At 36.6% G+C, this 10,918-nt stretch carries 10 protein-coding genes and 1 pseudogene; 3 read left to right on the forward strand and 8 right to left on the reverse strand.

Annotation, left to right across the window (positions count from 1 at the left end; translation table 11 throughout):
* Both K6G87_RS18090 and K6G87_RS18095 read left to right on the forward strand, forming a co-directional pair.
* Positions 1 to 244, forward strand: a 244-nt coding sequence (locus K6G87_RS18090; protein ID WP_296840406.1) for a type II toxin-antitoxin system RelE/ParE family toxin, incomplete at its 5' end; no start/stop codon positions are given.
* Positions 245 to 304: 60 nt separating this feature from the next.
* Positions 305 to 445: pseudogene (locus K6G87_RS18095) on the forward strand (CrcB family protein); the annotation flags it as partial.
* Between the two features lie 339 nt (positions 446 to 784).
* Here the strand turns inward: K6G87_RS18095 and K6G87_RS18100 are convergent.
* The 5 genes from K6G87_RS18100 to K6G87_RS18120 all read right to left on the reverse strand — a co-directional run bounded on the left by K6G87_RS18100 (position 785) and on the right by K6G87_RS18120 (position 7,106).
* On the reverse strand, positions 785 to 2,179 hold the full coding sequence (locus K6G87_RS18100; RefSeq protein WP_296840408.1) for an ABC transporter ATP-binding protein: 1,395 nt from the start codon (positions 2,177 to 2,179) through the stop codon (positions 785 to 787).
* A 50-nt stretch (positions 2,180 to 2,229) separates the two neighbouring features.
* Positions 2,230 to 2,919 carry an energy-coupling factor transporter transmembrane component T gene (locus K6G87_RS18105; protein ID WP_296840410.1) on the reverse strand — a complete coding sequence of 230 codons (690 nt, stop codon included), beginning with the start codon at positions 2,917 to 2,919 and terminating at the stop codon, positions 2,230 to 2,232.
* Positions 2,916 to 3,527 (reverse strand): MptD family putative ECF transporter S component, encoded by a 612-nt coding sequence (locus tag K6G87_RS18110; RefSeq protein WP_296840414.1) that lies wholly within the window; start codon positions 3,525 to 3,527, stop codon positions 2,916 to 2,918. Before K6G87_RS18110 ends, K6G87_RS18105 begins: the two co-directional genes overlap by 4 nt.
* A 119-nt stretch (positions 3,528 to 3,646) precedes the next feature.
* Entirely contained in the window at positions 3,647 to 5,347 is a 1,701-nt protein-coding gene (locus K6G87_RS18115; protein ID WP_296840416.1) for an ABC transporter ATP-binding protein, read from the reverse strand.
* Positions 5,340 to 7,106, reverse strand: coding sequence for an ABC transporter ATP-binding protein (locus K6G87_RS18120; protein ID WP_296840418.1), 1,767 nt, complete (start codon positions 7,104 to 7,106; stop codon positions 5,340 to 5,342). The genes K6G87_RS18115 and K6G87_RS18120 overlap by 8 nt, the downstream gene beginning before the upstream one ends.
* Before the next feature lie 123 nt (positions 7,107 to 7,229).
* Between K6G87_RS18120 and K6G87_RS18125 the strand changes: the two genes are divergently transcribed.
* The gene (locus K6G87_RS18125; RefSeq protein WP_296840420.1) at positions 7,230 to 8,201 is read left to right on the forward strand and encodes a helix-turn-helix domain-containing protein; all 972 of its coding nucleotides are present in this window, start codon (positions 7,230 to 7,232) and stop codon (positions 8,199 to 8,201) included.
* A gap of 137 nt (positions 8,202 to 8,338) precedes the next feature.
* Here K6G87_RS18125 and K6G87_RS18130 read toward each other — a convergent pair whose 3' ends face one another.
* The 3 genes from K6G87_RS18130 to K6G87_RS18140 form a co-directional block, all read right to left on the reverse strand.
* Entirely contained in the window at positions 8,339 to 8,869 is a 531-nt protein-coding gene (locus K6G87_RS18130; protein WP_296840422.1) for a nitroreductase family protein, read from the reverse strand.
* A gap of 34 nt (positions 8,870 to 8,903) precedes the next feature.
* The gene (locus K6G87_RS18135; protein ID WP_296840424.1) at positions 8,904 to 9,839 is read right to left on the reverse strand and encodes a barstar family protein; all 936 of its coding nucleotides are present in this window, start codon (positions 9,837 to 9,839) and stop codon (positions 8,904 to 8,906) included.
* Between the two features lie 75 nt (positions 9,840 to 9,914).
* A complete protein-coding gene (locus K6G87_RS18140; RefSeq protein WP_296840426.1) occupies positions 9,915 to 10,565 on the reverse strand; it encodes a ribonuclease domain-containing protein in 651 nt (216 codons plus the stop codon).
* Between the last annotated feature and the right edge of the window lie 353 nt (positions 10,566 to 10,918).

Raw genomic sequence — 10,918 nt, forward strand, 5'->3', positions numbered from 1 at the left:
TTGCAACAAGGAAGCTGCAAATGATCTTGTAAATGATGTCGAAAGTGCGATTCTGGAACGGTTAAACAATCCGGAGTCATTTGAACCATATCATTCTTTAAAGGAACGCACTTATCCATATTATAGAATTTATGTTAAGAACTATACGATTTATTATGTTGTAATTCCGGATGGAGATAATAAAAAAATCATGGAAATACGACGTATGTTACATAATCTTCAGGACAGAGATAAGTATATATAATGAGTGTGTATACAAACTAGATACATATTAAATTATAATTTTAACGATCACGAGGTTGATATGAGTTTTTTGTTTGTCGCACTTGGAGGTGCGTTGGGTGCAGTAGCACGATATGCTATAAGTATTATTCCGGTTAAGACGGGATTTCCTGTATTGACTCTCATAACCAATATAATGGGAGCTGTTCTGATTGCTATCATAGATAACCTCCTTTTGCTTTTGCCTATCATAATTTTATCTTAATTATGATAAGCGGTCAACGACATATTTAGGATTCGAAGGATTCGAATAAGAGCCGAATATGATTGTACTATCCTATATATTTCTTATGAGCAAGCTTCACGTTGCTCTGTTTAACCCTCGCATAATTGAGAGCATAGTACAAAGCACCATCATTCTTTGTGCATTTAAATTTTAATCTATATATTTTAATCCAAAGTAATCCATATATGTTTTAAATCGATCTTGACAAGAAAGAATCGTATCTGTAAGATACCCTCGTATATATTCTGTTTCTGATTTTCCAATTGACCTGATTTTTCAAGCTAAATGATATATCTCATCGCTACAGCAATCCATAAATTCTTCATCATGAGTTACTACAATTATTATTTTCCCCTTATCTGCAAGTCTCTTCAAAAAATCTGCACAAAGCCGCATATTTTTATAATCAAGTCCGCTAGTAGGCTCGTCAAAAAGAAGTATTTCTTTATCCATCATAAGACTAACAGCTATAGCAAGTCTTTGCTTTTGTCCACCTGATAGTGTATTTGGATGCAGATTTTTAAATTCAAGAAGTCCCATTTTATCAAGAAGTTTTAAAGCCATATCCTCACTTTTTGATTCTGTTCCCAATATACATTCATTAAGAACAGAGTCTGCAAAAAGCTGATAGTTTACATCCTGCATAACCATAAAGGCCTTCTTTTTTAGTTCTTTAAGAGATATCACTTTCCCATTTTGTACGATATTACCTTCACTCCACTTAATGAATCCACTCATGGTACGAAGCAGGGTACTCTTACCTACTCCATTTCTACCTGCAACACAACAGACTTTCCCCTTATGAAAGTCATGATTTAGTTTATTTAAAACTCTTCTTTTTCCATAATCAATAGATAAATCTTTCAAACTAATTGTTTCATCAGATATAATCACGTTGCATTCTTTTTTATCCTTGCTTGTCATCTTTAAAAAATGATTAGTCCTAAGTCCCATATGATTTAATGATTCTACACTCATGGACCTAAATTCATCACCACTAATTTCTTTTTCAATTCTACCATCCTTTAGATAAACAACTCTGTCTACCAATTGCGCAAGATAATATAATCTATGTTCTGCAATCATAACCGTTTTTCCTTCGGTTTTTATCTTTTCCAGACATTGTTTCAGTCCTTCAATTCCGGCAGAATCAAGATTTGCAGATGGTTCGTCCATAAGATAGAGATCAGGCCCTGATGCATATACACTGGCAAATGCTATTTTCTGCTTTTCACCGCCGGATAGTTTAAAGATATCTCTTCCTCTTAATTTTTCCAGGTCAAGTTCATCTGTAACCTTTTCAAGTACTGCATTAATCTCATTTAATGGCACACCGGCATTCTCAAGGCCAAAAGTAATTTCACTATCAGTATCAACATTAAAAAACTGGGTTCTCGGATTTTGAAAAACACTTCCCACCATAGATGCAAGCTCATAAGTCTTATACTCACTTATGCTGCGTCCGTCTATAGATACATTACCTTCAAGCTTCCCATTATAGAAACCCGGAATAAGACCATTAAGTATTCTTGTGATCGTGGTTTTACCACAACCGGATGCTCCTGCCAAAAGCACAAACTCTCCCTGTCTGATTTTCAAATTTATATCCTTAAGGGCACCTTTTTCCCTGTCCGAATATGAAAAGCTCACATTTTTAAAATCTATATTCATACATGCTCTCCATTTTTATAGATTCCTGCTGACAATTTCATTTTGGCTCATCAGGAAGTCATAACTTGTGCAACTGCAAAGACAATCAAAAAGATAAGCATTACAGCCCCATCAATTAACCTGAATTTAATATCAAGTCTGCTTGTTCTTTTCTTGGGATTCTCTATGCCTCTTGTAATAGCCGAAGCGGACAACTCATCCGCAGTTTTGGATGCCGTAACTAAAACAGGCAGGTATAAAGCGTCAATCACAACCGACGGATTTTTCAAAAAGCATATTGGAGATAAACTTATTCCTCTAAGAGCCATGGCTTCCCTTATATGATTCCAGTCCTCTTTTAAAGCAGGAAAATATCTGAATATTATTGCAATCGGAATCACAACTTCGCGAGGAGCATTCCACTTTGCCATTGCTGCCATAAATTCACTGATCTGCGTTGTTCCAATTACAACGCCCGCAAGCATACAGCACGGATAACATTTAAATACCAGCCCAAGCCATACCAAAAGACTTGTATGAGCTGTACCATTAATCTGTGGAAGAACATATACCGAAACAAGCCAAAGAGCCGCAAACAAGAATGCGGCTCTAAGTGTTTTCCAGGCCCTGCCAAGAAACATACCAAGAAGTGTTATCAAAAAGATCCATATACACGTAAAAATTCCGGTTGGTATAAGCATACTAAATAAAACTGTAATAGCTATCAATATAAGTTTACTTCTTGGATCTAATGCGATCATGCAGCTAAACCTGCCTTTATAAATTGCTTTTTCATAAGGCGAAGTCCAAGTAATCCGCTAAGTGTAGCCACTATGAGGGTTCCTACTATCATGATAATCATCATTGCAGGGGTGGCAACTTCGCTCATTTTATCGATATATTCCTGCTCAGTTCCCTTTTTAAGCATAAATGATACCCATGATTCACGATTGAAGAAGAATACAAAATATGTGCCCATAGGTCCAATGCAATAAACAATATATGCCATCAGATTAAAAGTCGGATTCTCAAATTTCCTGGAACCTGCAATAAAAGATGCAATTATTGAACTGATCAAAATACCAAAGTTAAGACCCCAATGCATTCCTGTAAGAGTGCCAAGGATACACTCAACAACGCCAATTATCGCAAGTGCCCCAACCTTTGGTACCTTTGCTATGTATAGCATAAATATCGGTCCCGCAAGTAGAGCTGCTCCAATAGGAAAATAAAATGTCAGCGTTGGTATAGATGCAAATGGACCACCACCTATCATTACTGCCATAAGAAATAGCACTGCAAAAACTCCAGTTATTATTAAATCTTTCGCATTAAGTTTCTGTTTATCGTTATATATTTTTAACCCCAACCTTTCTTTATTTTTATTATTTGTTAGCTTTGTCTAACTTACTATTATCTATCTTTTCATTCAATAGTAGACTTACAGATTCGTCCGATTTTTACTTTTATGTGTCCATATTGAATTATTTACTTAACCTGCATTGAAGCCTTCCACATAGAAGCATATTTTCCATTCATTTCTATGAGTTCTTCGTGAGTACCACTCTCAGCTACTTTTCCATCCTTTATGACCAGTATCTTATCTGCAGATTGGATTATAGGAAGTGTATGTGCGATCATCACAACTGTCTTACCCAGTGTCAGCAAATTAAGTACAGCCTTCTTTACAAGAAGTTCATTCTCTATATCAAGTGATGATGTAGCTTCGTCAAGAAGTACGATACTACTCTTTCTAAGTATTGCCCTTGCTACAGAAATACGTTGCCTTTCACCTCCGGATAATTTATTTCCGTTTTCGCCAACAACCGTATCTATACCATCAGGAAGCTGGTCTATAAAACTGCAATTTGCCCTGCGGCAAGCATCAAGCACTTCTTCATCTGATGCTCCTGGCGAAGCAAAAAGTAAATTATTCCTGATTGTGTCATTAAACAAAAATACATCCTGATCAACAAGACTGATATACGAAAGCACCTGTTCTGCATTCGCATCCAAAAGATCTTTTCCTCCAATCATTATTTTGCCTTTCTCAGGCTCATAGTACTTAGAAAGAAGGTTGAAGATCGTAGACTTCCCGGAACCCGAATCGCCAACAATAGCTGTAATTTTGTTTTCAGGTATGTCAAAACTTATTCCACCTAGTACCTCCTGCCCCTTCTCGTATCCAAAGCATACATCTCTAAAGCTTATATCAAAGTTTTTGGGGGTATAGTTTCTTAAAACCTCTTTTTCTTCCTCTTCTTCAAATATCCCTGAAATCTTATTTTTTGATATAAGAAGGTTTCGATATGCCACCAAGCTAATATACAGAGTTGCATCCACCTTGCAGGAAAAAAGTGAAAGCATTACCACAATGATCATCTGAGGTATAGAAAGACTTCCTGCGATCACTGAGTTTACAGCAATATATATAGAAGCCGCCGCACCTACATATACTAAAAACATAAAAACAAAACCTATAGGTATAACAGCTCTTTCATACATATAACTGATATTTGAAAAATACTTCATCGACTTTCTAAGCGCAGTATTTTTCTCACCTGCAAGTCCATATGAACGAAGTGTCTGACTTCCTGTCAGATACTCTGTGATTGCACTGACATTTTCCTCACGGGCAAGATTCTTGGCCGTTCCGTACTTTTTAACCTGTATAATGGAAAGCTTAATGGTTGGAAAAAGAATTATAAGTGACATGAACATTATTATTCCAATATAAATATTCAGATACGCACAGTATCCTGAAAGCACCACCAAAAGGACACTATACTTTGTGATATCTGCAAGCTTATGGGTCAGAATCTGCTCAAAATCTGACACTTCACTTGTTGCTGCATTTATGTAATAACCAACTCTCTGCTTTGAAAATGCCCCAAGTGGAATTCTTCTAAGTTTATCGCCCAAAGCCACTCTTAATCTCTTACTGACAACAGCACCTCCTATCTGGCTTTGGGTATATGATACAGAATACAGGATAATCCTTAAGGCAAATATTATTCCAAGATATAAGGTGGCCTTTTTTATATCATCAAAAGTTATATTTTTCCCAAAAATAAGTTCCAATACCTTTAATAAGACCATAAAATTACATCCGGAAATAATTCCTTCTGTAACTACGCCTGCAACAGCAAGCTTAAGGCGCTTACCCGGTTTAAATAATTCATTATTCACTTATGCCACCTCCCATAGCTGAATATCTTATATTTCTTGCAGCAGTATAGCTTTCCCAGCTCTTTTTAAAATATTCATTTGTCAAAATAAGGTCCTGCAGCGGCAATACATCTGTGACGGTATTTTTTTCCACTACTGCCACCCTATCGCAAAGAGCTGTTATTCCCAGTCTGTGAGCTACTATGATCACAGTCTTTCCCTTGCAAAGGTTAGCTATTGCCTTATCGATCTCCACCTGGTTTTCAGGGTCTGCCGCACTTGTTGCTTCATCTAATATCAGTATTGGTGCATCCTTTAGAATCGCTCTGGCAATACAGATCCTTTGTTTCTGTCCTCCTGAAAATCTTCCTCCAAAATTGCCTACCTTTGTTTCGTAGCCTTTTGGCAAAGACATGATAAACTCATCAATCTGTGCAAGTTTAGCCGCTTTTCTTACTTCATCAAGTGTAGTCTTTTTCCCCATGGCAATATTTTCAAAAATTGTTCCTCTGGTCAAAAAAGCATTCTGAAAAATCACTGATACATTCTGAAGGAGCTCCTCGTATTTGATGTCCTTCACGTTGACCCCACCTATCAGGATCTGACCTTCACTTACATCATAAAATCTTGAGATAAGCTGAACTAATGTAGTCTTCCCTTCTCCGGATGCTCCAACAAGAGCAATCTGCTCACCCTCAGCGATTTCAAGATTTACATTTTCAAGTACATTTAGCTTATCGTCATATGAAAAGCTCACATTCTGTACTGATATATCATGTTTTTTGGGAAAAGACTGACCACCCTCAAACACAGGAACATCCAGTATTTCTTTTACCTGATTAACACCATTTAATGCAAAAGACAGATTGTTAGAAAGCTCCTGCAAAGGTCTTATATCCGTAAGATATTGAGTTCCTATAAATGAAAACAAAAGAAGAACTCCCGCAGTAATATGTCCATGCACATAAAGCCATCCTCCTGCAGGAACCAAAAATAGTATTCCGCACTCTAAAAGAACCACATATATGGCATATAAAGGACCGGTTGCTTTGGAAATATCACTCCACATATGGAACTGCTCTTCAATTGCATCTGAATACTTTTTGAATGATCTGACGCTCATGTTATAAGCTTTAATAAGCCTCATGCCATTAACATATTCAGACACAGTACCCGATAGACTCCCTGCCGATGAGTTGATTCTATCCATATACTTAAAAAATTTCATAAACATGACTACCATCACAAAGACAACAAATACAAGAGGGAAAATACTGATAAGTGCCAATTTATGATCAACTAAAAAAAGCCAGATGAACATCACTACAGGTCCCGATAAGTACAATACAAGTTCAGGAATATTATGTGCTAAAAACAATTCCAGCTTTTCAATGCTCTCATTCATAACACATTTGATCTCACCAAGACTTCTTTCATTCAAAGCACCCATTGGCATTTTAGCCATATGTTCAGTTACCATACATCTGACCTTAAAAAGGGTATTATAAGCACCCTTATGGGAAAACAATGATGCGACGGCATTACAGATAACTCTTATAAAAGTAAATATAATAAGGATCCATGCCATCTTTACACCATATCCGGCACTTAATGTCCCGTCCACAGCCGAATCAATCAGCCTATAGAATATAAAGTACGGAACAATACCGCATAAACTCGCAAAAAGTGCAAAAAGGACGGAATTATATATCAAATACTTGTCTTTGCCCGCCCATTCCATCAATAAAGGAAATCCCTTTTTCTCCTTTTTATTATTCATAAATCATCACGCCTCCGTTCATTTTCATTCAATCATGTATTGTAATCAAAGGCTATGATTGATACAATTGTAGACAGCACATTGAGTCTGATTTTAACCTTAGTTTGTCTGATTGGAACCAAAATGAACAATAATAATAAAGAATACTATAGAGAATTATTTAAAAAAGCCAATTTTCATCCATGCGATGCTCCAAAAGGATTTCCTCCGGGAGGAGACTGCTTTAAGTTTAATCCGGAATTGGGAACAGGCTATTACTGGTACTATGAAATGCCCGGACAATATAATATAAAAATCCATGATTTTTCTTACAAAGAAGATGCTGTATTAAATATGGACTTGCCTGAGTGCCTTAGTATTACCTGGTATGAATCTATTTCAGGGGAAGAATTAAATCCATATAAAAGCTTAAATTGTCATGTTATCAAAAGCTTTCTTGGAGGACTTAAGCCATTCCATGCCCTAATTCACAGGAATATCCCTGTTCGTTCCATAGGTATTGAATATCGCCCGGACTTTTTTCACCAGATTCTCAAGGACAATTTTGGGCCTTCTTATGTGGATCCTAAAACAGCATTTAAGAGCATTGATGAAACCGCCAACTTCCCTGAAATGAAAAAACTTCTATGGGATATATGGAAATATGAAGGCTCAGCTTCATCTGCAGCTCTTTTCTACGATGCAAAGATAAGAGAGGCACTCTGCCTTGTTTTTGAGCATCACAGAAAGCTAAACGAAAAGGCCAAAACTTCTCTTTCTTCAACTGATACTCAGTTACTTAACAGCCTTGGTCTTTATATAAACAATCATTACGCAGATAAGATTTCAATTGATTCCTTAGCCAAAATTGCATGCATGGGGACCACAAAACTAAAGAATGCCTTCAAATCATATTATGGGATGACAATAGCAGATTATATACAAAAGGTTCGCATTGATCACGCCGAGCACCTCCTGGCATATACAGACCTTCCCGTTACAGAAGTTGCTAAGGCTGTTGGCTACTCATCTTTAGGGCATTTTGCAGAGCTTTTCAGCAGTGCAAAAGGATTATTGCCACTTAGCTACAGGAAAGCATTTCAGAAATCCGAATGATCTTCAAATATAGAGAACTGATATTTCAGACTTTACACATAATAATAAAGAGTCATAGAACACACAGATTCTATGACTCTTATAAACGTATGCAAAAAATTTAGTTCACCTTTTATACAAGTAATCAATATCTTTATTTAAAGCACTGTTACCTGCTTGTCTTTATCAAATGTATGAGGCTCTTTTGTAACAGCCTTATGGCCAACTGAAAGAGCGATCTCGAAATCGTAATTCTCAGGAAGAGCTAACTTCTGTGCAAAATAAGACTTCTTCTCTCCATTAAGTGCATCGTAGATACAGCCTATGATAAGATTTCCAAGTCCAAGTTCTGTAGCTGCAATTGCCATATTCTCTACAGCAATTCCTGCATCAACATGACTCCATTTAAAGCCTGACTCTGCACTAAGAAGTATAAGAGTTGGAGCTTCATAATAAAAATTGTGCTCTACCTTATCAAGATTTCTAAGTCTGTTCTTCTCTGCTTCAATCTCAGCAAGTATAGGATTATCCCCATCAAGTACTGTAAAATGAATCTCCTGCTTGTTCATACCTGTTGGCGCACAAAGACCAGCTTCCAGAATCTGATCAAGCTCTGACTGAGATACCTTATCTTTAGTATATCCCCTTGTTGAAGAACGCTGCTTAATAGTATCAAATACCTGTCCCATATTATTCCTCCCTCATTAATGAAAACATAAGTTGTTAATCTTCTTTCCAAAGATCAGAAACAAAATACATCAGTGCTATACAAGTATATACGCTGTAGAATACGCCGTTATCGTCCACACCTTTTTTAAGGATTTCTCTTGCCTTGTCCTTAGTAAGTATTTCAAAACCGTCAAACCATTCAGAGCCTTCAGCTCCGTCCTGAGTTAACTGGCCATTAATATCAGACCTTATGACTACTCCTACAAGCGCATTACTTTCATCCGTCATTCCGGGAGTACTGAATACAAGTGGATTTACAGTCTTTACAATATCCTTGTCAGTAAGCTTTATACCGGTCTCTTCCCTTATCTCTCTGACTGCTGCCCTTTGAGCAGGAGTTGTTGCAAAACATATTGAACTGTCTTCTTCTACATCCCCATCATCAATCAGTCCTGCAGGTACACTTAAAAGCATGTGCCCAGTTGGATATCTGTACTCTCTTGATAAAAGAAGCTTTGGCTCACCATCTTCTTCATTATCTAAAATCACAATGCAGCTTACAGCATCAGCGACCATATTAGCAAAATCCTTTTCTGACTTTGTATATACAAGTCTTTTTGGATTTCTTCTGCTTGCATTAAGATAATGCTTACCTTTTTTATATTCATAATCATAAAGACTAAGATACCTGGAAAGATACAAAGAACTTATAATATGAAGATCTATACAAGGATTGATCTCTGCTGCATCTTCAAATACCTTTTTTATCTTATTTATATATTTAGTATTGTCAGCTTCTACTGAATCTTGCACTTTGCAATCAAGAATATTTATGACACAATCACCCATTTCCGTAAGAGCATCATAAAGAGCATCCAGATTGGTCCCGCAATAATCAGGCAGATGTAAGCTCTCCTTAAGAAGATCATAAATCTCCTCTTTTTCAAGATCTTCAAGTTCATTTAAATCAATCGTATATACTTTATCCATATCAACCTCATGTCGCGAGTGAAACGAGTGGCTAATGGCTTAAATTGGTAGAGCTCGCGATACCAATTTTAGGAGTTAATCTCCAAATGTCTCACCATACTCAATTTCGCCATCAGTTACGATAATCTCTATAAATGAATCATAATGATCCTCTGTATAATAGTACTGTCCATCATCAGAAAAAACAAGTCTCTTTGCTCCTCTTGAGCTGCTGCCATTCGTATCTATATCACATTCTGTATAGCTGTTATCAGGAAGGATACCTTCTCTGTTGCCAAAATAATCTCCCCCTATAGCAGCACCCTCTTTATAATCTTCAACAGATCCGCCTTCCCATCCAAGAGCCTTGGCTTCACTTTTGGTTATATAATTAGAAGGAAGCGTATCATAGGTATCAAGATATAAAACAACACTTTCTACATCATAGTAATATCCATCTTCAGAAATAGCATCAATATCATCTGCAGCTGTAACATTCTCCGTATCATCTTCATTGCTATTATCAGATACATTTGATGAAGCGGCTTCTTCATCATTATTAGAACCAGCTTCATCAGAAGAACCTTTTATGCTACTATCACCTGCTGCCGCATCAGCTGTTTCCTTATTATCTGCATCCTCATTTTGCGAAGACTCATCTGCAGAAGGAACCTTTGTATTTATACACCCAGTAATAACCACACCGCATATAAACATCGCAATAAATAATTTAATTCTCTTCTTCATAATATTATCCTTTCGGTTTTACCAACGAAAACCAATTACTTTATATGATAATTTTTTACCATCTACCTCACGCAATATTTACTATCTACATGATTTAATAATATTTCTCATACTTCGCAACATCATACACAATCGTAGTTCCTTGCAAATTTGATATCTTGGGCAGCCTGTAAATGATTTTCTTTTCTTTACAAATCTTATGAAATTCAAGAGCTTGATAAATGGATTTTTATATTCTTCCTGGGGTCCGCATGTCTGAGCGTAGCGAGTTTCGGACCCCAGAATATAAAAATCCAGATATTAAGCCTTGAATTATAAGATTTGTAAGAAAAGAAAATTATTTACAGGCTGCC

This window comes from Butyrivibrio sp., assembly GCF_024699075.1.

What these genes read in the sequence shown, in the direction of transcription:
- K6G87_RS18130 (WP_296840422.1), bottom strand. Translation starts at nt 8,869, where the DNA reads ATGGGACAGGTATTTGATACTATTAAGCAGCGTTCTTCAACAAGGGGA.
- K6G87_RS18100 (WP_296840408.1), bottom strand. Translation starts at nt 2,179, where the DNA reads ATGAATATAGATTTTAAAAATGTGAGCTTTTCATATTCGGACAGGGAA.
- K6G87_RS18120 (WP_296840418.1), bottom strand. Translation starts at nt 7,106, where the DNA reads ATGAATAATAAAAAGGAGAAAAAGGGATTTCCTTTATTGATGGAATGG.
- K6G87_RS18135 (WP_296840424.1), bottom strand. Translation starts at nt 9,839, where the DNA reads ATGGATAAAGTATATACGATTGATTTAAATGAACTTGAAGATCTTGAA.
- K6G87_RS18140 (WP_296840426.1), bottom strand. Translation starts at nt 10,565, where the DNA reads ATGAAGAAGAGAATTAAATTATTTATTGCGATGTTTATATGCGGTGTG.
- K6G87_RS18105 (WP_296840410.1), bottom strand. Translation starts at nt 2,919, where the DNA reads ATGATCGCATTAGATCCAAGAAGTAAACTTATATTGATAGCTATTACA.
- K6G87_RS18125 (WP_296840420.1), top strand. Translation starts at nt 7,230, where the DNA reads ATGAACAATAATAATAAAGAATACTATAGAGAATTATTTAAAAAAGCC.